Source organism: Microterricola gilva, assembly GCF_004217495.1.
GTDB classification, from domain to species: Bacteria; Actinomycetota; Actinomycetes; order Actinomycetales; family Microbacteriaceae; genus Microterricola; species Microterricola gilva.
Genome location: NZ_SHLC01000001.1, coordinates 1,842,601 through 1,865,158 on the forward strand (window position 1 = coordinate 1,842,601; position 22,558 = coordinate 1,865,158).

General features: G+C 68.7%; 24 protein-coding genes. 7 read left to right on the forward strand and 17 right to left on the reverse strand.

Going from position 1 to position 22,558, the window contains the following annotated elements; all coding sequences use genetic code 11:
* Positions 1-7 precede the first annotated feature (7 nt).
* Both EV379_RS08565 and EV379_RS08570 read right to left on the reverse strand, forming a co-directional pair.
* On the reverse strand, positions 8-427 hold the full coding sequence (locus tag EV379_RS08565; protein ID WP_130507364.1) for a GntR family transcriptional regulator: 420 nt from the start codon (positions 425-427) through the stop codon (positions 8-10).
* On the reverse strand, positions 427-1,281 hold the full coding sequence (locus EV379_RS08570; RefSeq protein WP_130505771.1) for a hypothetical protein: 855 nt from the start codon (positions 1,279-1,281) through the stop codon (positions 427-429). The genes EV379_RS08565 and EV379_RS08570 overlap by 1 nt, the downstream gene beginning before the upstream one ends.
* Before the next feature lie 94 nt (positions 1,282-1,375).
* Here EV379_RS08570 and EV379_RS08575 point away from each other — a divergent pair, with 94 nt between their 5' ends.
* Positions 1,376-3,031, forward strand: coding sequence for an amidohydrolase (locus EV379_RS08575; RefSeq protein ID WP_130505772.1), 1,656 nt, complete (start codon positions 1,376-1,378; stop codon positions 3,029-3,031).
* On the opposite strand, the gene EV379_RS08580 is transcribed toward EV379_RS08575, so the two are convergent.
* The gene (locus tag EV379_RS08580) at positions 3,028-4,302 is read right to left on the reverse strand and encodes a deoxyguanosinetriphosphate triphosphohydrolase (RefSeq protein ID WP_242616295.1); all 1,275 of its coding nucleotides are present in this window, start codon (positions 4,300-4,302) and stop codon (positions 3,028-3,030) included. The genes EV379_RS08575 and EV379_RS08580 overlap by 4 nt on opposite strands.
* The gene (gene dusB / locus EV379_RS08585; RefSeq protein ID WP_130505774.1) at positions 4,292-5,452 is read right to left on the reverse strand and encodes a tRNA dihydrouridine synthase DusB; all 1,161 of its coding nucleotides are present in this window, start codon (positions 5,450-5,452) and stop codon (positions 4,292-4,294) included. The genes EV379_RS08580 and dusB overlap by 11 nt, the downstream gene beginning before the upstream one ends.
* Before the next feature lie 60 nt (positions 5,453-5,512).
* On the opposite strand from dusB, the gene EV379_RS08590 reads away from it, so the two are divergent.
* On the forward strand, positions 5,513-6,007 hold the full coding sequence (locus tag EV379_RS08590; RefSeq protein ID WP_130505775.1) for an aminoacyl-tRNA deacylase: 495 nt from the start codon (positions 5,513-5,515) through the stop codon (positions 6,005-6,007).
* Between the two features lie 40 nt (positions 6,008-6,047).
* Entirely contained in the window at positions 6,048-6,419 is a 372-nt protein-coding gene (locus EV379_RS08595; RefSeq protein WP_165397333.1) for a hypothetical protein, read from the forward strand.
* Positions 6,420-6,432: 13 nt separating this feature from the next.
* Here the strand turns inward: EV379_RS08595 and EV379_RS08600 are convergent, their stop codons facing one another.
* The 4 genes from EV379_RS08600 to EV379_RS08610 all read right to left on the reverse strand — a co-directional run bounded on the left by EV379_RS08600 (position 6,433) and on the right by EV379_RS08610 (position 9,654).
* A complete protein-coding gene (locus EV379_RS08600) occupies positions 6,433-6,828 on the reverse strand; it encodes a VOC family protein (protein ID WP_130505777.1) in 396 nt (131 codons plus the stop codon).
* Between the two features lie 222 nt (positions 6,829-7,050).
* Complete coding sequence (locus EV379_RS08605) at positions 7,051-8,460, reverse strand: HNH endonuclease signature motif containing protein (RefSeq protein WP_130505778.1); 1,410 nt, start codon at positions 8,458-8,460, stop codon at positions 7,051-7,053.
* A 400-nt stretch (positions 8,461-8,860) separates the two neighbouring features.
* A complete protein-coding gene (locus tag EV379_RS17495; protein WP_278044023.1) occupies positions 8,861-8,983 on the reverse strand; it encodes a hypothetical protein in 123 nt (40 codons plus the stop codon).
* Positions 8,980-9,654 (reverse strand): DsbA family oxidoreductase, encoded by a 675-nt coding sequence (locus EV379_RS08610; RefSeq protein WP_120256204.1) that lies wholly within the window; start codon positions 9,652-9,654, stop codon positions 8,980-8,982. The genes EV379_RS17495 and EV379_RS08610 overlap by 4 nt, the downstream gene beginning before the upstream one ends.
* A gap of 74 nt (positions 9,655-9,728) precedes the next feature.
* Here EV379_RS08610 and EV379_RS08615 point away from each other — a divergent pair, with 74 nt between their 5' ends.
* On the forward strand, positions 9,729-10,316 hold the full coding sequence (locus EV379_RS08615; RefSeq protein WP_130505779.1) for a HEAT repeat domain-containing protein: 588 nt from the start codon (positions 9,729-9,731) through the stop codon (positions 10,314-10,316).
* 183 nt (positions 10,317-10,499) lie between these two features.
* A complete protein-coding gene (locus EV379_RS08620; RefSeq protein ID WP_130505780.1) occupies positions 10,500-10,991 on the forward strand; it encodes a hypothetical protein in 492 nt (163 codons plus the stop codon).
* Between the two features lie 7 nt (positions 10,992-10,998).
* Here EV379_RS08620 and EV379_RS08625 read toward each other — a convergent pair whose 3' ends face one another.
* The gene (locus EV379_RS08625; RefSeq protein ID WP_130505781.1) at positions 10,999-11,802 is read right to left on the reverse strand and encodes an isoprenyl transferase; all 804 of its coding nucleotides are present in this window, start codon (positions 11,800-11,802) and stop codon (positions 10,999-11,001) included.
* Positions 11,799-12,533, reverse strand: coding sequence for a DNA repair protein RecO (recO, locus tag EV379_RS08630; protein ID WP_130505782.1), 735 nt, complete (start codon positions 12,531-12,533; stop codon positions 11,799-11,801). The genes EV379_RS08625 and recO overlap by 4 nt, the downstream gene beginning before the upstream one ends.
* An 87-nt stretch (positions 12,534-12,620) precedes the next feature.
* On the opposite strand from recO, the gene EV379_RS08635 reads away from it, so the two are divergent.
* Both EV379_RS08635 and EV379_RS08640 read left to right on the forward strand, forming a co-directional pair.
* Positions 12,621-13,355 (forward strand): SDR family oxidoreductase, encoded by a 735-nt coding sequence (locus EV379_RS08635; protein ID WP_130505783.1) that lies wholly within the window; start codon positions 12,621-12,623, stop codon positions 13,353-13,355.
* A 41-nt stretch (positions 13,356-13,396) separates the two neighbouring features.
* Positions 13,397-14,056: a trimeric intracellular cation channel family protein gene (locus EV379_RS08640; protein ID WP_120256199.1), complete on the forward strand. Its 660-nt coding sequence runs from the start codon at positions 13,397-13,399 to the stop codon at positions 14,054-14,056.
* Positions 14,057-14,211: 155 nt separating this feature from the next.
* On the opposite strand, the gene leuA is transcribed toward EV379_RS08640, so the two are convergent.
* The 7 genes from leuA to EV379_RS08675 all read right to left on the reverse strand — a co-directional run bounded on the left by leuA (position 14,212) and on the right by EV379_RS08675 (position 22,520).
* The gene (leuA, locus tag EV379_RS08645) at positions 14,212-16,005 is read right to left on the reverse strand and encodes a 2-isopropylmalate synthase (RefSeq protein WP_130505784.1); all 1,794 of its coding nucleotides are present in this window, start codon (positions 16,003-16,005) and stop codon (positions 14,212-14,214) included.
* Positions 16,006-16,196: 191 nt separating this feature from the next.
* Positions 16,197-17,594 (reverse strand): ABC transporter permease, encoded by a 1,398-nt coding sequence (locus EV379_RS08650; RefSeq protein WP_130505785.1) that lies wholly within the window; start codon positions 17,592-17,594, stop codon positions 16,197-16,199.
* Positions 17,594-18,355 carry an ABC transporter ATP-binding protein gene (locus EV379_RS08655; protein ID WP_130505786.1) on the reverse strand — a complete coding sequence of 254 codons (762 nt, stop codon included), beginning with the start codon at positions 18,353-18,355 and terminating at the stop codon, positions 17,594-17,596. The genes EV379_RS08650 and EV379_RS08655 overlap by 1 nt, the downstream gene beginning before the upstream one ends.
* Before the next feature lie 81 nt (positions 18,356-18,436).
* Positions 18,437-19,099 carry a response regulator gene (locus tag EV379_RS08660; RefSeq protein ID WP_130505787.1) on the reverse strand — a complete coding sequence of 221 codons (663 nt, stop codon included), beginning with the start codon at positions 19,097-19,099 and terminating at the stop codon, positions 18,437-18,439.
* The gene (locus EV379_RS08665; protein WP_130505788.1) at positions 19,096-20,340 is read right to left on the reverse strand and encodes a sensor histidine kinase; all 1,245 of its coding nucleotides are present in this window, start codon (positions 20,338-20,340) and stop codon (positions 19,096-19,098) included. Before EV379_RS08665 ends, EV379_RS08660 begins: the two co-directional genes overlap by 4 nt.
* Positions 20,341-21,270, reverse strand: coding sequence for a GTPase Era (gene era / locus EV379_RS08670; RefSeq protein ID WP_130505789.1), 930 nt, complete (start codon positions 21,268-21,270; stop codon positions 20,341-20,343). It lies immediately after the preceding gene.
* Positions 21,267-22,520, reverse strand: coding sequence for a hemolysin family protein (locus tag EV379_RS08675; RefSeq protein ID WP_130507365.1), 1,254 nt, complete (start codon positions 22,518-22,520; stop codon positions 21,267-21,269). Before EV379_RS08675 ends, era begins: the two co-directional genes overlap by 4 nt.
* Positions 22,521-22,558: the final 38 nt, after the last annotated feature.

A 22,558-nucleotide genomic window follows, 5' to 3' on the forward strand; every position in this document is an offset into this window, starting at 1 on the left:
TTCAATCTTAGGCGAGTGGGGGCGACTCGGGCGCCGATTGCGCCCTCGCCCGCACCGTGTCACCGGCAGATGCCGGGTGCGCCATGGCCGCGCGGAGGATCCGTTCGGCGTCATCACCGTCGAGGCCGAGTTCGCGGAGGCGCTGCAGGTAGAGCAGGGCTGCGTCCGCGGCGCGCCGCTCCCTCGCGTCCCCCTGCCTGGCCACGAAGCTGCCGAGGCGTCCGCGTGTCTCGATCAGGCCATCGGTCTCGAGTTGCCTGAAGCTCCGTGCCACGGTGTTCGGTGCCAGACCGAGGTCACCCGCAAGCCGGCGCACCGTCGGCAGGCGGGAGCCGGGCGGCAGCTCGCCCGCCGCGATCGCCGCCGCGAACTGCGCGCGCAGTTGCTCGTATGGTGGGGATGCCGAAGCGGGGTCGATCCGGAGCATCACGCGCTCACGACATCCGTCCACATGCGCCGCTCGACCCGGCGGCTGGCCGGCACGGATAGCAGCAGGATCGGGACGAGGGCCACGAACCCGAACCACACCGTCACGGTGGGCGTCGCGGCGAGCAGCCAGAGCAACGCCAGGAGGGCCGCCGCCCAGGCGATCGTGAACGCGGCGATCCAGAGCGAGCGCACGGTCATCCCGCGCAAAGCGTCATCCCACTGCAGTTCCAGTTCTTCTCTGGCTGGCTGCGGGACATCCAGGAGTCGACGGCCGAGCAGGCTCGCGCCGAACTGTGCGGCGATGGCCAGCGCGGTCGCCACCACCACCCCGGTCATCGGCACGCCGATCAGGCCCGATGTCGCGCCGGCCCCAGCCAGAATCGCGCCGCACAGCAGCACGGCCGCGACCGTGACGCCGATCGACGCCCACCGCCACAGCGGGTGCAGGTAGTCATTCAGCCGAGGAGTCTGCGCACGCGCGATGCGGACGCTCTGGGCCGCCTGTGGGGCGAAGTAGCCAGCACCGCCGGCCGCGGTGCCGAGCGAGACCGCCGCAGCGAAGACCAGCCCGAGCAGAGTCGAGGCCAAGCCCTCCGGCAACCCGCCGCCTGCCACGAGCAGGACGGCGGCCACCGCGAGGGCGATGAAGCCGGCCACGCACGAACCGATGACGGTGCTGCGCACCCGGCGATCGATCAGCGCGATGATGTGCTCGTCGACGGGCAGGCCCAGGCGCATGACCAGCGAATCGACGGCGGGCCGCCGCCGTGCTGGCGTTGAGCGATGGATCAGCGTGTAGCCGAGAACCACCGCGCCGAACACAAGCGCTACCCAGATGGCGTTCTCCGGCATGCTTCCCCCGTACATGTGCGCGCGTGGCTTATGTACCAAGCTTGTATCAAGCTAGGCCGCCTGGGCTCGCGGCGCAAGCTCATAGACTGCGAGCATGACTGTCACGGGTGACTTTGCCGATCGGGTGTTCTTCGGAACCGTCATCACGATGGACGATGCGATGCCGGATGCCGAGGGCGTCGCCGTGCTGCACGGGCGCATCCTCGCCGTCGGTGGCCGAGCCGAACTCGCACCGTTGATCGGGCCCGACACGGCCGTCAGCGAACTGGGCGATGCGGTGCTGGTGCCCGGTTTCGTCGAGGCGCACGGGCATCCGCTCTCCGAGGCGATCTTCCTCGGGCCGGATGTCGTCGACATCCGCCCCGTCGTCGCACCGAGCGCCGCGAGCGTGCTCGAGCGACTGAACGCTGCGATCGCGTCGGCGGGACCGACCGGCGTGTACGCGAACGGCTGGGACCCGCTGCTGCAGACGGGGCTGCCGGAACCGACGCTGGAATGGCTGAACGGGCTCTCCCCCGAACGCCCCCTCGCGATCCTGCACAACTCGGGGCACTCTGCCTACTTCAACACGGCCGCGGCGACGGCGGTCGGAGTCACCCGCGAGACCCCGGATCCGGTCGGAGCCTCGTTCGGCCGGGACGCGGACGGCGAGCTCGACGGCAGCCTGCGCGAGGTCGGCGCGGCCGAGCTCATCTTTGGGCCGGCCCTCGCGCCCACTCCGAGCGGCTTCATCGAGGCTCTCCGCGCCGAATCGGCGAGGCTGAACGCCGCCGGCATCACCACGGCAGGCGAACTCGGCTACAACCCGTCGAGTGCTGCGGGCATCGCGGCCGCCCGCGCGGCCGGGGCGCTCACGGTGCGGCTGCGGCTCTACGAGATGTCGACGGCTGCGAAACGGAGCAGGGCCACCCCCGGCGACGGCGACGAGCTCGTGCGCCAGGTCGGCATCAAGCTGTGGGCGGACGGGTCTCCGTGGGTCGGCAACATCGCGACGAGCTTCCCCTACCTCGACTCCCCCGCGACCCGTTCCATCGGCCTGGAGCCGGGCCACCGCGGCCACGCCAACTACACGCCGGGGCAGATCGCCGAGATCTCCGAGGCCTATTTCGCCGCCGGCTGGCAGCTGGCCTGCCACGTGCACGGCGACGCCGCCGTCGACACGGTGCTCGACGCGTGGGAGGAACTGCTGCTGCGGCATCCGCGGCCGGACCACCGCCTGCGACTGGAGCACGTCGGCGCGATGACCGCCGCCCAGTTCGAGCGCGCAGCCGCCCTCGGCATCACGGCGAGCATCTTCATCGACCACCTGTACTACTGGGGCGATGTGCTCGTCGACGACCTGTTCGGGCCCGAGCACGGTGCGCCGTGGGCGGCGGCGGGTTCGGCCGCGGCATCCGGCATGCGCATCTCGTTCCACAACGACGGGCAGGTGACGCCGCCGGAGCCGCTGCGCAACATCGAGATCGCGGTGACCCGGCGCAGCAACCGTGGCCGTGTGCTCGCGCCGGAACAGCGCATCACGGTCGAGCAGGCGCTGCGGGCGCAGACCATCAACAGCGCCGAGCAGCTGTTCTCCGAGCACGAGGTCGGCTCGATCGCGCCGGGCAAATTCGCCGATCTGGTGGTGCTGGCCCGCTCGCCTCTAACTGCTGGGGCTGCGCCGGATGTCGCGGCCGGCGCGATCGCCGACATCCCTGTGCTTGAGACGATCCTCGGCGGGGAAACCGTGTATCGGGCGCAGGCGGCCTAGCCCTGAATGAGGCGCTCGTGCCAGGCGAGGGCGGACTGGTCGGTGAGGCTGGCGACCTGGTCGACGATGACGCGCTTCCGCGCGGCGTCGTCGGCTGCGGCGCGCCAGTCCCCCGCGAAGCCGGTGTCGAGGTGCTGCTCGCCGCTGGCGTGAAGCACGGTGGCGAGTTCGGTGAGCACCTCGCGCTGCTGAGCGTAGATCGGCTGCCTGGCGTTCTTCGACATCACGAAGGCGGCGACGATGCCCTTGAGCACGGCGATCTCCGCCTGGATCTCGCGCGGGACGATGACGTCGGCGTCGAAGCGGATGAGGCTGGCCATCGGGAACGCTGCCCGCGTGGCCTCAGTGGCTGCGTGCGCGAAACGGCCGATGAGCTGGCTGGTGAGGTTCTTCAGCCGACCCTGGTCGCGCCTGCTGCCGTCCCAGCTGCTCGGCCAGCCGTCGAGCGAGTCGAGGCGGTCGAAGGCTGCGATGAGCTCGTCGTGGCTGTGCGCGCCGCCGATCCACTCGTACATCGAGGTGACGAGTGCGTCGTGGTCGACGCGGTCACCGAGGGCGCTGACGTCGATGTAGCCGTTGACGATGGCGTCCTCGAAGTCGTGCACGGAGTAGCCGATGTCGTCGGAGAGGTCCATGACCTGGGCCTCGATCGAGAGGCGCCGCTCCGGGGCGCCTGCGCGCATCCACGTGAAGACGCCGATGTCGTCGCGGTAGAAGCCGAACTTGGCGCGGCCGCTCGGGTCGGCGACGGAACTCGTGTCCGGCCACGGGTACTTGCAGCTGGCGTCGAGGCTCGCGCGGGTCAGGTTGAGGCCGTAGCTCTGGCCGTCCGGGCCGAAGACCTTCGGTTCGAGGCGGGTCAGCAGGCGCAGCGTCTGGGCGTTGCCCTCGAAGCCGCCGATGTCGTCGGCCCAGGCGTTGAGCGCCTTCTCGCCGTTGTGTCCGAACGGCGGGTGGCCGAGGTCGTGCGCGAGGCAGGCGGTGTCGACGACATCCGGGTCAAGGCCGAGGCTGGATGCCAGCTCGCGGCCGACCTGCGCCACCTCCAGCGAGTGCGTGAGGCGGTTGCGCGCGAAGTCGAGCCCGGCGGTAGGGCTCAGCACCTGCGTCTTCGCGGCGAGGCGGCGCAGCGCGCTGGAGTGCAGCAGGCGGGCGCGGTCGCGGGCGAAGTCGCTGCGCCGGGAGGAGTGCTGTTCCGGCAGCGCGCGTTCGGAGTCGTATTCGCTGTATCCGCCGAAGAGGGCGTTGCCCGGCAGGTGCTCAACCGCCACTGGTGTCACCCTCGCCCTCGGTGAGGTTGCTGCGCTGGATGCCGTCGATGTCGCGTGATTCCAGCCACTTGTCCGGCAGCGACGGCGTCTTCGGGGTTCCAGCGCGACCGCGCGGACCCTCTGCGCCCTCGCCGGGGTATGGCTGGTCCCAGTCGAGCGTGCCGAGCAGGTCGTCGAGCGACTGCAGGGACTCGACGGTGGCCATGCGGGCGCGCAGCTCGCCGCCGACCGGGTAACCCTTGAAGTACCAGGCCACGTGCTTGCGCACGTCACGGCATCCGCGGTCTTCGTCCTCGAAGAACTCGACCAGCAGCTCTGCATGCCGGCGGAACGCCTCGGCAACCTGGCCGAGGTTCGGCTGGAACATCACGTCTTCGCCACGGAAGGCGGCGGCGAGGTCGCCGAACAGCCAGGGGCGGCCGAGGCAGCCACGGCCGACGACGACGCCGTCGCAGCCGGTCTCGCGCACCATGCGGAGCGCGTCGGCGGCCGACCAGATGTCGCCGTTGCCGAGGATCGGGGTGCCGGTGATGGTGTTCTTGAGCTTCTCGATGGCTGGCCAGTCGGCCTGGCCGGAGTAGAACTCGCTCGCGGTGCGCGCGTGCAGGGCGATCGACGCGACGCCTGCGCCCTCAGCGGCTTTCGCGGCCTCCAGGTAGGTGAGGTGGTCCGGGTCGATGCCCTTGCGCATCTTGACCGTGAGCGGGATGTCGCCTGCGGCCTCCACGGCGCCCTCGACGATCTGCCGGAACAGTTCGAGCTTCCACGGGAGTGCCGCGCCGCCGCCCTTGCGGGTGACCTTGGGCACCGGGCATCCGAAGTTCAGGTCGATGTGGTCTGCGCGGTCCTCGGCGACCAGCATCGTCACGGCCTCGCGGACCGTGTTGGGGTCGACGCCGTAGAGCTGGATGGAGCGGGTGGTCTCGCTCTCGTGGTGGGTGATCAGCCGCATCGACTCCGGGGTGCGCTCGACGAGCGCGCGCGAGGTGATCATCTCGCTCACGTAGAGGCCGGCGCCGTACTCGCGGCAGAGCCTGCGGAAGGCCGTGTTCGTGATGCCCGCCATCGGCGCGAGCACGACGGGAACGTCGAGTTCGAGCGGACCGATCGCAAGGCGGGGCGCTGGGCTTAGTGTGGAGGAGGCAGACATGTTCTTCGATTCTCCCAGACAATTCGCTGTGCCAGATAATTCTTCGGAAGTGGGGTCCACATGGCCGAGCAGGCTGATTCGAGCGTACTGAGTGGTACCGACAGGGTGTCAGCGGATGCCGCGTCCCGCGGACTCGACGTCGAGATCTTCCCGCGACCGGTCGCGAACAGCCTCGCCGAGGCCGCCGCGCTGCTCGGGATCGAGCGGTCTGGCATCGTCAAGACCCTCGTCGTGAAGCGTGCAGACGGCACCTTCCTCTTCGCGCTCGTTCCCGGCGGGCGGAAGATCTCCTGGCCGAAGCTGCGCGCCCTCGTCGGAGTGAACAAGCTTCAGCTGCCGGATGCCGCACAGGCCCTCGCCGCGACCGGCTACGAGCGCGGCACCATCACCCCGCTCGGCTCCACGACAGAGTGGCCGGTCTACGCGGATGCCGGCATCGTCGGCCAGCGCGTGGCGATGGGCGCTGGCGCGCACGGCTTCAGCGCCTTCGTCGACGCCGATGCACTGATCGGGGCCTTCGGCGCGGTCGTCGCCGATATCAGCGAGCCCGAGTAGCCACGTGCGCGACAGGGTCGGCGACGAGACCCGATGGGTCGTGGATCCTGTGACCCAGGAGGAGCTCGCCGTGCCGTGGCATGCGACGGCCGAGCGGGCTATCGACCGCGCCGCGAAGAAACGGGCCGGGCAGCTACGCAGCATCCGCCTCTTCCCCGAGTACTGCCGCACCTACCCTCTCTGGGAGGACGGGGGCGACAACTACACGCTCGCCGCCGACGACCTCGGACTGAGCGCGGAACTCGGCGAGGGCCTGCGCGCCTGGCTGGAGCGCTGGCACGAGGAGTGCCTCGACTCCTCCGACTGGAGCTCGGAGCAGGCCAGGCTTGACTGGCTCCGCGACGGCGCGGCGCTCTGCGAGCGGCTGCAGTTCGAGGTGTGGGAGTTCGCCGAGGTCGTGCGAGAGTTCTGAGGCGCGAAAGCCGTTATTCGGGCAGCGGAGCGAAGAGTTCGACCGAGTTGCCATCCGGGTCGCGCAGGATCGCGTAGCGCTGACCCCAGAAGGCATCCCACGGTTCCTTGTGCGCCTCCGCGCCTGCCGCGACGAGGTCGGCGAAGAGCTGGTCGAGCTCGGCGGGCGAATCGCAGAGGAATGCGGGAACCATGCGGTGGCCGCCAACCGGCGCGGTCCATTCCGGGTCGAAGCTCTTCACGACGTCGATCGTGTCCCAGCCGAGGCGGATGCCGCCGGGCAGCGTGATCTCGACGTGGTCCTCGCTCTCGGCGCCGGCCGGGATCTCGAGGCCCAGTCGGCGGTAGAACTCGAGCGAGCGCGCCATGTCGGCGACGACGAATCCGATGAGGTCGATGCGTACTGTCATGCCCCAACGCTAGCCCCGCGCTCCGACAGCCTCAACGTCCTCCGTCGTGTCGGCGGATCCGCTCGGGGCTTCGCGTGCGTCGCTGCTCCTTCGTCGCGGCGCCGCTCGCTCAAGCCAGCGTGCATTCTCACGTCGGCTGGAGGGAGCAGCCGAGGAACGAGGCCGCCCCCGAAGCCCTGAGCGTCTGACCGGATCGGGCTGCTCGATCCGGCCGCGGGCGGTTTACTCGACCAGCGCCGGCTGCTGTTGCTGAAGCAGGTCGGCTTGTTGGGTGCGGGACTTCGTCGATCTTCGCCACGGGGTCTCCGCGTCGGAGCGTCCGTTCCGGAGCCAGGGTGGTGGTTTCACGTGCGGGACGCCGTCGATCATGAGGATCTGCCAGCCGCTGGTCTCGATCGTGCGGTGGTGGAACCAACAGAGCAGGACTCCGTTACACGTCTCGGTTTCGCCCCCGTCCCGATACGCCTTGACGTGGTGGATCTCGCTCCACGCGGCCGGGATCGAACAGCCCGGGATGATGCAGCCGCCGTCGCGGAGGGTGATCGCCCGCCGTTGGGTGGCGTTGAAGACCCGGTCATTGCTGCCGATGCTGTTAATCGTGCCGTCCGGGCCGATCACCACATGTTGCTGCCCACCGGCGCACACGAATTGCTCCACCGCCCGCATGGAAATCGGGGCCTCACAGCCCTCAATGAACCCGGCCCCGGTACCGGCGTCGAGGTCGGCCTGCCGCACCGAGACGAGCACAGTCGGCGCCGCCCCACCAATGCTCGGGCTGTCCGCGCTGCGGGCGGCGCCGTCGATGAGGCTCGCGAACACGTCGTGCCGGGCCTGCGCCGTCGCCCGGGGGTCTTTCGGGGCGTCCGGGTCGGGGTCGGCGAAGCTGGGTTTGCTGCGTGGGTTCAGGTACGCGTTCAGCAGGGTTTCGAACTTGGCGTCGATCTCCGGCAGCAGCGTCATCTTGCGGTGCACGACCCCATCCCGGGTCACCCCGGCGCTGATACCGCGGGCCTGCATGGCCCGCTCCTCCGCCGGCACCGTGCCGTCCTCATCCAGGACCGTCTCCCAGACCCGGGCCTGCCCGCGGATCTCGTCGGCGGCGAACGGCACCGGCGACTCCACCGTCGGCCCGGTCGCGGCGGCGACGAGCGCCGTCTCGGCGTGCTCGACGTTGAGGTCGCCGACCCGACCCCGAATCGGGTCCAGGGTGTCCATGATCGCCGCGGCACTGTCGTAGCCGATGGAACCCGTGCCGAGGGCGTCGGCGACCTGGTCGAAGCGGGCCGGCATCCTCTCCCCACTGAGCGCCATCCGGGGCCGCGTGGCTTCCCCGAGGCGCATCCGTTGCGTCAGGGTGCGTTCCGAGGCGAGGGTGATCCGGGCGAGGAGTTCGACCGCGTTGCGGCAGCCTCTCTTCGCGGAGAGGCGGTCTTCGCCGAGTTCTCGGCGGGAGCGGAACGCGTGCTCGCCGGCTGCCCGAATACGGAGGGCGTCGACGGCGCGGCCGGCAGCCTCGGCTGCGGCGGTGAACTCCAGTAGGGCGTCGTCGTGCAGCAGTCGAACATCGGTGTCAGCGAGGGCGGAGAGCAGCAGGGCGTGTGCCTCGTTGACTGCCTCCGTCGGGTTTCCCATGGGTTCAATTTTACCCCGCCCGGCCACCTCCGCCTAGGAAAAAGGCCTGATGTGGATAACTTTCCTGGAATCACTGCCTGTGCACAACAGGTGGTCGCGGCGGGGTCTCGATACGGCCGCGGGCGGCCTACTCGACCAACGAGAGAAGGCGCGTGTCGGGGTTTCGACAAGCTCAACCAGCGGGTTTCGACAGACTCGGCCAACGAGGTTTCGACAAACGCAACCAGCGGGTTTCGACAGACTCACCAGGGGGTTCGACAGGCTCAACCAGCGGGTTTAGACAGACTCACCAGCGGGGGTTCGACAAGCTCAACCAGCGAGGCTCCGCCACGCTCGCCTATCGGGCGCACGAAAACGGGGCACCGCCGAATCGGCGATGCCCCGTGTGTCGCTCAGAGCGTCAGACGCCGCAGCTGCCGCCGCCGCAGCAACCGGCCTCGGCCGATTCCTCAGCCGACACGTCGGTCAGCTGGATGAGCGGCTTGCGGGTGACGGACTCGACGGTAATGGTGTTCTCGCTCATGCGGAAATCTCCTCGGCTCGTTCGCTCCGCACCTGCTGCAGAACTTGTGCAAAAGTACCAGCATCCTGCGCGCCCGACAGACCGTACTTGCCATCGATCACGAAGAACGGCACGCCGTTGATGCCGAACTGCTGCGCCTGCGCCTGATCGGCGCGCACCGCGGCGAGGTACTCGTCCTCGTTCAGCGAGCGGAGCACGTCGTCACGGTCCAGGCCGAGCTCTGCGCCGAGATCGGCGAGGTCCTCGACGCGGCCGAGGTGGCGACCTTCGGTGAAGTAGGCGCTGAGCAGACGCTCGACGGCCTGCAGCTGGATGCCCTGCGCCTTGGCATAGTGCAGCAGCTGGTGCGCCTTGACGGTGTTCGTGTGCTGGAGGATGTCGAAGTTGTACTCGAGGCCAACGGATGCCGCGATGCCGGTGACGTGCTCAAGCATCTCCCCGACGCGCTCGGCCGGCATGCCCTTGTGCTTGGCAAGGAAGTCGATCTCGCTGCCCTCGAAGTCGACGGGGGTATCGGGGGCCAGCTCGAAGCTGTGGTACTCCACGATCACCTCTGGCGCGTCGGCATCCTGCTGGAATTCGGTCACACCACCCTCGAATTTGCGCTTGCCAATGAAGCACCAGGGGCAGGCGATGTCGGACCAGACGTCAATTTTGATGGGTTCACTCACGACAGGGTCCAACCGGCGCAGCCCCCGCGGTATTCCCGATGCACCCAGCTCGGCCAGATACAGTTGGCAGTGCCATGGCAAACAAACTCAATCCGCACCCCGATATTCCCCTCGACCTGCCGACGGGCGAGCGCATCGCCGCCGCCGTCGAACACTACGGCGAGGAGGCCGTGGCCCAGAACGCCATCACCCTGCTGCGCGCCAAGAACGCGGGCAAGGACTTCCTGCTCTACGCCGGAGGGCGCCACGCCCTCGGGATCCTCGACGGCGCCCCCGCCCTGTACTGGCCGGAGCTCTGGGGCGCACGCGCCCTGCTGCACGTCTGGGATGACGCGGCCGCTCCGTACGTCGTCGTCGGTCTCGGCAACCAGGCCTGGCGCGTGCGCGAGATGTGCGCCAAGGTCGTGCTGCTGCGCGACCTTCAGGTCGCGCCCAAGCTGGTGCGCCTGACCACCGACGAGAACCCGCGCGTCCGCGCCGCGGCCCTGCACGCCCTCGCGGCCCAGGGCACGGAGGAGCACGTCGAGACGATCGCCCAGCGTCTCCGCGACCCGGAGAAGTCGGTGCGCCAGGCCGCTCAGCAGGCCCGCGACGTGCTGCGCGAGCGCCTCCGCCCGGAAGCAGCCGAGCCGGCCGAAACCGCCGAAGCAGCCTCCGAGTAGCCCTGCCGGGAATCCTTTGCGGGAGCTCGGAATCATGACACGCGCCACCGGCAGGCGGGAGCGGAATGTTGTGGTACTCGAGGAGCGCCGGCGAGTTGCTGATCTCCTCGGAGCGCAGGCGCGGTTATCCGCGGTCGCTGCCATGGGTCTCCACCGATCCGATATCTCTGGAAAGATGATCCGGTGAACTGGATGACCATCGCTGTGCCGCTCGCCACATTGATTCTTGGCGCGCTACTCTCGCAATTTTCGGAGCTTTGGCGACAGAAACGGGCGAGAAGCCAGGCCCTCGAAGACGCGCTCCGTGCCAAGCGCGCCGAAAGTTATGCGGGCTTTCTCGACGCCGCCCACACTGCCGCCCACCAACTGGGCAGAAGCGCACCCGGTTGCCCGCACCCGCTCGAACTGTCTGGCGAACAGTACTGGCGAGCCGACAGCGAAACCGCCCGCACGCTCCGTCTCATCCAGTTGGTCGCCAGCGATCAAGTCTCCGAGCTCGCAGCGAGCGTGCAGAGTGAGCTCATCGCCTTCAGAGACGCATTGCATGACCCCAACAATTCGAAGCCGATCCGATACGACTCGGCCGAGTATTGGGCAGCGTACGCACCGTATCAAGGAGCACGCAATGCCTTTGTCCGCACTGCGCGGTCAGAGGTCACCACCGTCAGCTCGTAATCGGGGCTCAGGCGCTCGGCGCGTCGACGGCCCCGCCGAAACGCCTGTTGCGTGATGCATACAGTTCGACGGCGCGCCATAGGTCCACCCGAGAGAAGTCCGGCCACAGCGTGTCCAGGAACACCATCTCGGCGTAGGCCGACTGCCAGAGCAGGAAGTTCGAAGTGCGCTGTTCCCCCGAGCTGCGCACGAACAGGTCGACGTCAGGCATCTCCGGGTTGTAGAGCTTCTTCGCGATCGCCTTCTCGGTGATCGCGGAGGGCTTCAGCCGACCGGCGGCCACATCCTCGGCCAGTGCGCGCACGGCATCCGTGATCTCATTGCGGCCACCGTAGTTCACGCACATCGTCAGCGTCATCGTCGAGTTGCCCGCGGTGAGCTTCTCGGCGTACTGCAACTCGTTGATGACGGATGCCCACAGCCGGGGCTTCCGTCCGGCCCAGCGGATCCGCACACCCCATTCGTTGAGCTGGTCGCGGCGACGGTGCAGCACGTCACGGTTGAAGCCCATCAGGAAGCGCACCTCATCGGGTGAGCGCTTCCAGTTCTCGGTCGAGAAGGCGTAGACGCTGAGGTGCTTGACGCCGATCTGAATGGCGCCGGCGACGACGTCGAGCAGCGCCGCTTCCCCCGCCTTGTGCCCCTCGACACGGGTGAGCCCGCGGGCGTTCGCCCAGCGGCCGTTGCCGTCCATCACCACGGCGACGTGCTCGGGCACGGCCTTCGCCGGAATCGCCGGCGGGTAGATGCCGGTCCAATCCAGTGGCTTGTAGGCGACGGCATCCTTGTGGGTGAAGGGCTTCGGGGTCATACGCTGCTTTCTCGCGAAACGTGGGAGAGCGAGCGCAGCCCGCGTTCCAGGTGCCATTGGGTGTACGCGGCGACGACGCCGCTGGCTCGGGATGCCGTGTTCTCCGGCGCCGCATCGGCGACGGCCCAGTTGCCCTCGAGCAGGGCGCCGAGCAGGCCGATCGTCTCGGTGTCGAGGCGCGGAGAGCCGGGCGGCGAACAGTCGGAGCAGACGACGCCGCCGATCTGCACCACCATGTGATCGTGCGGGCCGGCCAGGCCGCAACGGGCACAGTCGTGGAAGCTCGGCGCCCAGCCCGCCATCGAGAGCGCCCGCAGCAGATAGGAGTCGAGCGTGAGGCTCGCGTTGTGCTCGCGGCGGGACAGGGAGCGCAGGGCGCCGACCAGCAGCAGGTACTGCTGCAGCGAGCCCTCCGACTCGGTGAGCTTGTCGGCGGTCTCGACCATCGCCGTCGCCGCGGTGTAGCTGGGGTAGTCCTCCGCGATGAGCGCGCCGTATGCACCGAGCGTCTCGGCCTGCGTGATCACGTCGAGCGTTCGGCCCTCGTAGAGCTGCAGATCGGCGACCATGAACGGCTCGAGCCTCGAGCCGAACTTCGACGCGGTGCGCCGCACACCCTTGGCGACGGCACGCACCTTGCCGTGCTGGCGGGTCAGCAGTGTGACGATGCGGTCCGCTTCACCCAACTTGTGGGTGCGGAGCACGACGGCTTCATCACGATAGACAGGCACAGTCAATTATCCCCCGCGCCCGCCCGGTGCGGGCCGCCCCTCGCCGGATACGGCCGTTCGGGGGCTCCGCAGGCGTAGAGTCGCAGCGTGAATGTGCTTGTCACCGGGGGAACCGGCAATCTGGGTCGTGCAACGGTCGCCCGCCTTCGCGCGGTGGACATCGAGCCCCGCGTCCTCAGCCGCAAGCACGGACCGGGCCTGATCACCGGCGACCTCCGCACGGGCGACGGCCTGGCCGCGGCACTCGACGGCGTCGACACGGTGCTGCACCTGGCGACGGGCTACCGCAACGACCTCGACATCACGCGCGCGCTTCTGGATGCCGCACGCGCCAGGGGTGGCACGGCACCCCGCATCGTCTACATCTCGATCGTCGGCGTCGACGCGATCCCGCTCGGCTACTACCGCGGCAAACTGGCAGCAGAACGCGCCATCGAGGGGTCCGGCCTGCCGTTCGCCCTGCTCCGCGCCACCCAGTTCCACACCCTGATCGAGCAGATCTTTCGCGCCCAACGCGTGCTCCCGGTGCTCGTCGCTCCCCCGTTCTCCGCTCAACCGATCGCGGCGGGCGAGGTCGCGCAGCGGCTTGTCGAGCTAGTGCACAGCGGCGCGACGGGCCGTGCAGCCGACATCGGCGGCCCCGAGGTGCGCACCGCCCGCGAGTTCGGCGAGCAGTATCAGGCGGCGCGCTCCGGTCGCCGCGCCGTGCGCACGCTGTCGATTCCCGGCGCGACCGTTCGGGCCTTCCGTGCCGGCCACAATCTCGTTCCCGGCGCGCCGTACGGGCGACAGACTTTCGCGGAGTCCCTCGCCGCACACTGACGGCGTCATCACGAGGCTCCGCGACTTGGTATACATGGAGCATGAGCACCGCCCTCTTCGTCATCCCCCTCTGGCTCGACCTCACCGCGGTCGCCATCGGAGCGATCCAGGGCGCCATGTTCGCGGCCCGCATGAAGGATCGCCGCATCGACCTGCTCGGCGTCGCGATCATCGGCGTCGCCGTCGGGCTCGGCGGCGGTCTGCTGCGTGACGTGCTCATCAACCAGCTGCCGGCCGCGCTGGCGAGCAACTGGTACCTGCCGGTGGCGACGGCATCCGCCCTCATCGGCATGGCCCTCGTGCGCGTCTTCGACAAACTGAACCCGCTCATCATCGGGCTGGATGCCGTCACGATCGGCCTCTTCGGCGCGATCGGTGTCACCAAGGCACTCGCCTACGGCGTTCCGGAGGTGCCCGCCGCGTTCGTCGGCGTGCTGAGCGCCGTCGGCGGCTCGATCCTGCGCGACATGATGCTCAACCTGCCGATCGCGCTCATGCACGTCGGCTCGCTGTACGCGGTCGCGGCCGGCGTCGGCTGCACGCTGCTCGTGATCCTCGCCTCCGCCGGCGTGCAGATCACCATCGCCGGCATCGTCTGCGTCGGCGTGACGACGATCATCCGGCTGCTCGCCGTCCGCTTCGGCTGGAGCCTGCCTGAGCAGCGAGCCCTCGCCAGCTGGCCGCGCTGGCGCCGCAGCTGAGCCGTTCCGCCTCCATCGCACCCGCAGACCGCTGAGGGCTGATGCCCCGTCGGTAACTCAGGCAGAAGTGCGGTGCGCCGAACCGAACCGTCGGGGCCCGGTTAAAGTGTGACGGCCCGGGGAATTCCCCGGGCCGTCACACTTTAACTGGGCCGTCAGACGCCGACGTGCTCGGCGATCTGCTCGGCGAAGGCGTCGGCGTCGGCGGATGCCGCTGCACGCTGTGCGCGGTTGACGGCAGACACGACGGCCTTCAGCGACGCGACGGAGGTGTCTGCATCGATGCCGACGCCCCACAGCCGCTGGCCGTCCACGTCGAGCTCAACGTACGACGCCGCCTGGGCGTCGCCGCTGGCCGAGAGCGTGTGCTGCGAGAAGTCGAACAGGTCGACCTTCAGCCCGCGGGTGGCCAGCACAGACAGGAACGCGGCGATCGGGCCGTTGCCCGAACCCTGCGCGGTCTCGGTGACGTTGCCGTCACGCACCTCGACCTCGAGGTGCACGCCCTCGCCCTTGTGCGTCGTGACGGTGGAGATCAGCTCGAAACGGCCCCAGCGCTCCGCGCCGGCTGCGGCCTCAGCGCTCGGCAGGTACTCGTCGCGGAAGATGTTCCAGATCTGCTCGCTGGTGAGCTCGCCGCCCTCTGCGTCGGTCCTGGCCTGCACGACACCGCTAAACTCGATCTGCAGGCGGCGCGGCAGCTCCAGCGCGTGGTCGTTCTTCAGCAGGTAGGCGACTCCGCCCTTGCCGGACTGCGAGTTGACGCGGATGACGGCCTCATAGCTGCGGCCGAGGTCCTTCGGGTCGACGGGCAGGTACGGCACGGCCCACTCCAGCTCGTCGACGGAGACACCACGCTCGTCGGCCTCGGCGGCCATCGCCTCGAAGCCCTTCTTGATGGCGTCCTGGTGCGAGCCGCTGAACGCGGTGTAGACGAGGTCGCCCACCCACGGGTGGCGCTCAGGCACGGGCAGCTGGTTGCAGTACTCGACGGTGCGCTTGACCTTGTCGATGTCCGAGAAGTCGATCTGCGGGTCGATGCCCTGCGTGAACAGGTTGATGCCCAATGCGACGAGGTCGACGTTGCCCGTGCGCTCACCGTTGCCGAACAGGCAGCCCTCGATGCGGTCGGCGCCGGCCATGTAGCCGAGCTCGGCGGCGGCGACGGCGGTTCCGCGGTCGTTGTGCGGGTGCAGGCTGAGGATCACGTTCTCGCGGTGGGCGAGACGGCGGCTCATCCACTCGATCGAGTCGGCGTAGACATTGGGGGTGGCCATCTCGACGGTGGCGGGCAGGTTGATGATGACCTTGCGCTCCGGCGTCGGTTCGAAGACCTCGATCACCTGGTTGCAGATGTCGAGCGCGAACTCGAGCTCCGTGCCCGTGTAGCTCTCCGGCGAGTACTCGTAGTAGACGACGGTGCCTGGCACGGTCGCTTCCATCTCGCGGCACTTGCGCGCACCGTGCAGGGCGATGTCGATGATGCCCTGCTTGTCCTTGCGGAAGACGACATCGCGCTGCAGCACGCTAGTGGAGTTGTACAGGTGTACGATGGCCTGCTTGGCGCCGGCGATCGACTCGTACGTGCGCTCGATCAGGTGGTCGCGGGCCTGCGTCAGCACCTGGATGGTGACGTCGTCCGGGATCGCGTTCTCGTCGATCAGGCTGCGGACGAAGTCGAAGTCGGTCTGGCTCGCGCTCGGGAAGCCGACCTCGATCTCCTTGTAGCCCATGCCGACCAGCAGGTCGAACATGACGCGCTTGCGCTCTGGGCTCATCGGATCGATCAGCGCCTGGTTGCCGTCACGCAGGTCAACGGCACACCAGCGGGGTGCCTCGGTGATGCGCTTGGTCGGCCAGGTGCGGTCAGGCAGTTCGACGGTGATCTGCTCGTGGAACGCACGGTAACGGTGGACCGGCATTGCGGATGCTTTTTGGTTGTTCTTCATGGTGTCTCAATCTCCTCGCGAGTGGTGGTCAGCCAACGACAAACGCCGCGACGAGGGAGGCCTGAGATTAGGACTCGTCGCGGCAGCTAAGGAGGAGCAGACCGTGCAACACACTTTCAGGCTAGCACCGTCTCGCGCACTTGCGAGACGGTGCCAGCCGATTGTTACCAATCGGCAGCGCCGAAAGGGGCTCAGTCCACGGCCAGTGCCAGCACGGGCGAGACCGTCGTGGCCCGGCGCGCCGGGGCGACGGAGGCGATGAGCGTCAGTGCCGCACCGGCCGCAACCGTGAACACGAGGATCGGCCACGGCAGGCTCGGCGGCATGAGCTGCCCCTCGATCGAACCGAGCAGTGACTGCGCTCCTGCCCAGCCGTAGAAGATGCCGAGCACGAGTCCGAAGCCGACCGCTGCGACCGTCATCTGGGCGCTCTCGGCGAGGATCATGCCGCGCACCTGACGTCCGGTGAAGCCGAGCGCGCGCAGCAGCCCCAGCTCCCTCGTGCGCTGCAGCACGCTGAGCGAGAGGTTGTTGACCATGCCGATCGCCGCGATGATGGCGCTGAAGCCGACGAGCGCGAGGAAGATCGAGGTGGTCAGCGTCACGGACTGGTCGATCACGGCCGCCATCTGCGGGTCGTCGTCGAAGGTGCTCGCGACCATGGTGCGGTAGCTCTCCATGGTGACGGCGAACATCGTGACCAGGGTGACGCCGATCACGAGCCCGATCGTCGCGCGCGAGCTCCTGTCTGGGAAGCGCACGGCGTTCTCTGCTGCCAGGCGCGCGGTCGGGGCGCGCCCCAGCATCCGCCCGACGAGGCGCAGCACCGGCGGCATCACGATGTGGGCGCCGAGGATGATGCCGGTGAAGGAGATCAGCCCGCCGAAGAAGGAGATCAGCAGCCCGAACACACTGGCAAGGCTCACGAGGATGCCGAGCGCCATCAGCGCGAAGCCGATGACGACGAGCAGCAGCGCGATGACGTTCCGCGCGGTGCGGTGCCTGCTCTGTTCGAGCGAGGCCTCGACGGCTGCCCCTGTCGCCTCCATCGGCGACACCGTGACGACGCGGCGGGAGCCGACCCAGGCGGCACCCCAGGTGACGAGGGCGACGACGGCGACGGGGAGCACGACGATCGGTTCGATGAGGGAGTACTCGACGGCGGGCAGCCAGGCCTGCTGGATTCCGATGCTGACGGCGGCGAGGGTGATGAGCATGCCGAGCGCGAGCCCGATCAGCGCCCCGATGGCGCCGACGATCAGCCCCTCCGTCGCCACCGCCCTGCGCACCGTCACGGCCCTGGCGCCGATCAGGCGCAACAGCGCGATCGAGCGCACCCGGCCCGCGATGATCGTGCCGAAGGTGTTCGCGGTCACGATGGCACCGACGTAGAAGGCGATCACGGTGAACACGGTCGTGACGAGCGAGAGGGCGAGCCGAACGGATGCCGACTCCCCCACCACATCGGATTGGATCGCGGTCGCGATGATGCCCGTCGCCTGCAGCAGCACGACACCGAATGCCGCACTCAGCGCGGCGACGACGAGTGTCGAGCCGTGGTCGCGGGTCTTTCCACCGAGCGCGGCCATCAGAGCGCCGATTCCATGCCCAGCATGATGCGGGAGATCTCTTCGGCCGACGCGCGCTGGCGGTCGTCGACGACGCGGCCGTCGGCGAGGAACAGGATGCGGTCGGCGTGGCTGGCCGCGATCGGGTCGTGGGTGACCATCGCGATGGACTGATCGTATTCGCGGGCGGCCGTCGCGAGCAGGGCCAACACCTCACGCCCCGTGCGGGAGTCGAGGGCGCCGGTCGGCTCGTCGGCGAAGACGAGGTCTGGCCGCGTGCCGAGCGCCCTGGCGATGGCGACGCGCTGCTGCTGGCCGCCGGAGAGCTCGTGCGGGCGGTGGCCGAGCCGGTTCAGCAGGCCGAGCGAGGCGATCAGGTGATCGACCCAGGCCTGTTCCTTGGCGGTCGGATTCCGGCCGTCCAGCTCGAACGGCAGCATGATGTTCGCCATGACGTCGAGAGTCGGAACGAGGTTGAACGACTGGAACACGAAGCCGACGCGGCGCCGGCGGAGCACGGTGAGCTGGCTGTCGGCCATGCCGCTGATCTCGGTGTCACCGAGCCACACCTGGCCGCTGCTTGCGCTGTCGAGGCCGGCCATGATGTGCATGAGCGTCGACTTGCCTGAGCCGCTCGGGCCCATGATCGCGGTGAACTCGCCGCGGCGGATGCCGATGGAGATGTCGTCGAGGGCGGTGACCGTTCCCTGCCCGGTCCCGTAGCGCTTGCTGAGGTGTGCGACCCGGGCGATGAGGCCGAGGTCGGTCGTGTTGATTGCCATGCTTCAACGCTACGAACGCGGCCACAACCCGCGCGTCAGGCCAGCGATGGCTCCGCATACCTCGGAGGGATGATGCTCAGGTCAATCGACGAGACGATGCTCGTAGGCGAAGACGACCAGCTGCACGCGATCGCGCAGTCCCAGCTTGCCGAGGATGCGCGAGATGTGGGTCTTGACGGTCGCCTCGCTGAGGAATTCCCGCGTGGCGATCTCGGTGTTGCTGAGCCCCTTGGCGGCGAGCACGAAGATCTCCCCCTCGCGCGGGGTCAACGTCTCGAAGCTCGGCGGTGCAACCGGCTGCGGTGCGCGCGCCGCGAAGTGCTCGAGCAGCTCGCGGGTCGCGGATGCCGCGATGACGGCGTTGCCCGCGTGCACGGTGCGGATCGACGCGAGCAGGAACTCCGGCTCCGCGTCCTTCAGCACGAAGCCGCTTGCACCTGCCCTGATCGCCCGCGCCGCACTCTCGTCGAGGTCGAAGGTCGTCAGCACGAGAACCCGTGGCGGGCCGGACACACCGGCCGAGGCGGCCACGATCGCCTCCGTCGCCGCGATGCCGTCGAGCACCGGCATCCTGATGTCCATGAGGATCACGTCGGCCGCCGACGATGCGGCCAGCGCGATGCCGGCCGCGCCGTCACCGGCTTCGCCGACGAACTCGAGATCCGGCTGCGATTCGATCAACATCCGGATGCCGGCGCGAAAGAGCGCCTGGTCGTCGACCAGTGCTACGCGAATCCGCGTCATGAGTGTCCCCCTGTTGAGTCTGTGTCCGCCGTCTGGAGTGGCGTTGGTTGCCCGATCCCGCTCGGAATCCGCGCGGCAACCTCGAAGCGCCCGGTCTCGCTCGCGCCGGCGCTGAAGCTTCCGCCTGTGAGCAGGGCCCGCTCGCGCATGCCGGGGATCCCGTGCCCGAGTGTTGCCCCAGCAGCGGCAGGCGCCGAGCGCATGGCGCTCGCGACGGTCAAGCGTACGCCCTCAACGTTCCAGCTGAGATCGAGCGTCACCGGCCGCCGCGCGTCGCCGTGCCGCAGCACATTCGTCAGCGCCTCCTGCACGATGCGGTAGACCGCGATCTGGTGGCTCGCGCTCATCGGGACAACGGAGCCCGTCGACGAGACGTCGATCTGGAGCCCGGTCGCCCGAAGCTGGTCGATCAGCCGTTCGAGGTCGTGGATGCTCGGCTGCGGACCCTCCGCCTCCGAGTGGCGGAGCTCCGCGAGGAGCAGGCGCACGTCGGCGAGGGCTTCGCGCGCGGTGGAGGCGATCGTGCCGAGCGCCTGCGCGGCCGTGTCCGGGTTGGCTGCGGCGGAGTAGCGGGCACCGTCGGCCTGCGCGATCACCACGGCCAGGGAGTGTGCAACGACATCGTGCATGTCGCGCGCGATCCGGTTGCGCTCCTGCTCGACGACGACGGCGTACTCGGCGCGCTCGGCCTCCCGCTGCGCCTCCAGCTGCCTGGCTTTGCTCTCCCGCGACGCCGTGCGCGCGTTGACCAGCAGGCCGAGCGTCCACGGAAGCACCAGCACGGCAAGCGAGGCGATGGTGGTGAACAGGAAGGCGCCCGTCCCGACCGTCGAGACGTCCTGCCCCCTGCCCATCGGCAACAGGTACATCAGGTAGACGGCGGCGAGCAGTGCGCCGAGGCCGGCAGAGGCGAGGCCGAGCCATCGCACGATGCGGTTGCCGTAGCATCCGACCGCGTAGAGCACCATCAGGATGGCGAGGTTGCCCGGTTGCACATCGCGCAGGGCGGCCATCTGGATGATCGCGCCGAGCCAGGCCAGGATGAGGGCGAGCGGTGGCGACAGGCGGCGGAACACGAGCGCGAGGGAGTACACCGCGAGCACGAGCACGTCGACGACGGCCGGCCCCCAGCCGAATCCGGCCATGCCGATCGCCGAGACGAACGGCGCGAGCAGCACGAAGAAGGCACACGCGCCGACGAGGTCGGCGACGCGTTGTCTGCGTGCGAGTGCGCGAAACACCTAGAAGCCGAGGCGGCCGAGCAGCTTCGGGTCGCGCTGCCACTCCTTGGCGACCTTCACGCGGAGCGAGAGGAACACCTTGCGGCCGAGCAGCTGCTCGATCTGCGCGCGCGCCGTGGCACCGACATCCTTCAGCCGGCTGCCGCCCTTGCCGATGATGATGCCTTTCTGGCTGTCACGCTCCACGAAGAGGTTCGCGTAGATCTCGAGCAGGTCCTGGTCCTCGCGCTCGATCATGTCGTCGATCGTGACGGCGATCGAGTGCGGCAGCTCGTCGGTGACACCCTCGAGTGCGGCCTCGCGGATGAACTCGGCGATGCGGTCCTCCGTGCCCTCGTCTGTGATGGCATCGGCAGGGTAGAGCGGCTGGCTGGAGACCGGCAGCAGCTTGAGCAGCTCCTCGGTCAGGATGTCGAGCTGAACGTCGGTGATCGCCGAGATCGGGATGATCGCAGCCCAGTCGCGCAGTTCAGACACGGCGAGCAGCTGCTCGCCGACCTGCTGCTTCGACGCGGTGTCGATCTTCGTGACGATGGCGACCTTCTTGGCGCGCGGGAACTCGTCGAGCTGCGTGTTGATGAAGTTGTCGCCCGGCCCGATCGGCTCGTCGGCCGGGAAGCACATCCCGATCACGTCGACGTCGCCGAGGGTGGACTGCACGAGGCTGTTCAACCGCTCACCGAGCAACGTGCGCGGGCGGTGGATGCCGGGGGTGTCGACCAGGATCAGCTGGCCGTTCTCGCGGTGCACGATTCCGCGGATGGCGCGCCGCGTCGTCTGCGGCTTCGAGCTCGTGATGGCGACCTTCTCGCCGACGAGGGCGTTGGTCAGCGTGGACTTGCCGACGTTCGGGCGCCCGACGAACGAGACGAAGCCCGCCCGGTAACCCTCGGGGGTTGTGGCGTCGCTTGGGGTGGTGGCGTCGCTCATGATCGTGCTCCTTCGTCGTGCTGCGGGGGGAATGCTGTTTCTGCATCGATGAGTGATTGGTCACGTTCAACGATGACGGTGCTGATGCGCTTGCGCCTGCCCTCTGTGCGCTCCGCCGTGAGCGCGAGCCCGCTGACCGAGGCACTGGAGCCGGGGACGGGGAGGCGGCCGAGCGCCTTGGCGAGCAGGCCGCCGACAGAGTCGACGTCGTCGTCATCGAGTTCGATGCCGAAGAGTTCACCGAGTTCGTCGACGGGCAGGCGGGCCGAGACGCGGTAGCGGCCGGAGCCGAGTTCCTCGAACTCGACGACCTCACGGTCGTACTCGTCTGAGATGTCGCCGACGAGTTCTTCGATCAGGTCCTCGAGGGTGACGAGGCCGGCGATTCCGCCGTACTCGTCGATCACCATCGCGAGGTGGTTCGACTCGAGCTGCATCTGGCGCAGCAGATCGTCCGCCTTCTTCGACTCGGGGACGAAGAGCGCCGGCCTGGCGATCTCGGCGACCATGAGCTGCTCGGCGTCGAGCGACCGCTCGAAGCTGAGTTTGGCGACATCGCGCAGGTAGAGGACGCCGAGCACGTCGTCGACCTCACCGGCCATCACCGGCATCCGCGAGAAGCCTGAGCTGAGGAAGAGGCCCATCGCGGTGCCGAGGTCGGCCCCGCCGGAGATGGTGACCATGTCGGTGCGTGGCACCATCACCTCGCGCACCACGGTGTCGTTGAACTCGAAGATCGAGTGGATCAGCTCGCGGTCGTCCTCCTCGAGGACGTCCAGCTCCGTGGCCTGGTCGACCATGCTGAGCAGCTGCTCCTCGTTGGCGAAGGTGCCGAGCCTCGGCCGACCGGGCGTGACCCGGTTGCCCAGGGCGACGAGCGCGTTGGCGATCGGTCCGAGCGCGACACGGAGGAAGTGCACGAGCAGCGCGGTGAGGCGCAGGATGACGCCGGGGTTCGCGCGGCCGACGCTGCGCGGGCTCGCTCCGACGAGCACGAACGACACGGCCGTCATGATCAGCGCGGAGAGCACGAGCGCGACCCACACCTCGTCGAAGGTGAAGGCGAAGGCGAGCGTCACGAGAACCGCGGCCGTCGTCTCGGCGATGATTCGCATGAAGTTGATGGCGTTGATGTGCGCGCCGGGGTCGCTGGCGATGGCCAGGAGCGACTCCCTGGCCCTGGCTCCGACGGCGAGTTCCTCAATGTCGGCGCGCGACTGCGAGGTGATCGCGGCGTCGACGGCGGCCATCAGCCCGCCGAAGGCGACGAGCACGAAGGCCAGAAGAA

Excerpts from the sequence above, each read along its gene's own strand:
- EV379_RS08565 (WP_130507364.1), bottom strand. The coding sequence starts at position 427 with ATGCTCCGGATCGACCCCGCTTCGGCATCCCCACCATACGAGCAACTG.
- EV379_RS08570 (WP_130505771.1), bottom strand. The coding sequence starts at position 1,281 with ATGCCGGAGAACGCCATCTGGGTAGCGCTTGTGTTCGGCGCGGTGGTT.
- EV379_RS08575 (WP_130505772.1), top strand. The coding sequence starts at position 1,376 with ATGACTGTCACGGGTGACTTTGCCGATCGGGTGTTCTTCGGAACCGTC.
- dusB (WP_130505774.1), bottom strand. The coding sequence starts at position 5,452 with ATGTCTGCCTCCTCCACACTAAGCCCAGCGCCCCGCCTTGCGATCGGT.
- EV379_RS08590 (WP_130505775.1), top strand. The coding sequence starts at position 5,513 with ATGGCCGAGCAGGCTGATTCGAGCGTACTGAGTGGTACCGACAGGGTG.
- EV379_RS08600 (WP_130505777.1), bottom strand. The coding sequence starts at position 6,828 with ATGACAGTACGCATCGACCTCATCGGATTCGTCGTCGCCGACATGGCG.
- EV379_RS08605 (WP_130505778.1), bottom strand. The coding sequence starts at position 8,460 with ATGGGAAACCCGACGGAGGCAGTCAACGAGGCACACGCCCTGCTGCTC.
- EV379_RS17495 (WP_278044023.1), bottom strand. The coding sequence starts at position 8,983 with ATGAGCGAGAACACCATTACCGTCGAGTCCGTCACCCGCAAGCCGCTC.
- EV379_RS08615 (WP_130505779.1), top strand. The coding sequence starts at position 9,729 with ATGGCAAACAAACTCAATCCGCACCCCGATATTCCCCTCGACCTGCCG.
- EV379_RS08625 (WP_130505781.1), bottom strand. The coding sequence starts at position 11,802 with ATGACCCCGAAGCCCTTCACCCACAAGGATGCCGTCGCCTACAAGCCA.
- EV379_RS08640 (WP_120256199.1), top strand. The coding sequence starts at position 13,397 with ATGAGCACCGCCCTCTTCGTCATCCCCCTCTGGCTCGACCTCACCGCG.
- leuA (WP_130505784.1), bottom strand. The coding sequence starts at position 16,005 with ATGAAGAACAACCAAAAAGCATCCGCAATGCCGGTCCACCGTTACCGT.
- EV379_RS08650 (WP_130505785.1), bottom strand. The coding sequence starts at position 17,594 with ATGGCCGCGCTCGGTGGAAAGACCCGCGACCACGGCTCGACACTCGTC.
- EV379_RS08655 (WP_130505786.1), bottom strand. The coding sequence starts at position 18,355 with ATGGCAATCAACACGACCGACCTCGGCCTCATCGCCCGGGTCGCACAC.
- EV379_RS08660 (WP_130505787.1), bottom strand. The coding sequence starts at position 19,099 with ATGACGCGGATTCGCGTAGCACTGGTCGACGACCAGGCGCTCTTTCGC.
- era (WP_130505789.1), bottom strand. The coding sequence starts at position 21,270 with ATGAGCGACGCCACCACCCCAAGCGACGCCACAACCCCCGAGGGTTAC.
- EV379_RS08675 (WP_130507365.1), bottom strand. The coding sequence starts at position 22,520 with ATGGCCGCCGTCGACGCCGCGATCACCTCGCAGTCGCGCGCCGACATT.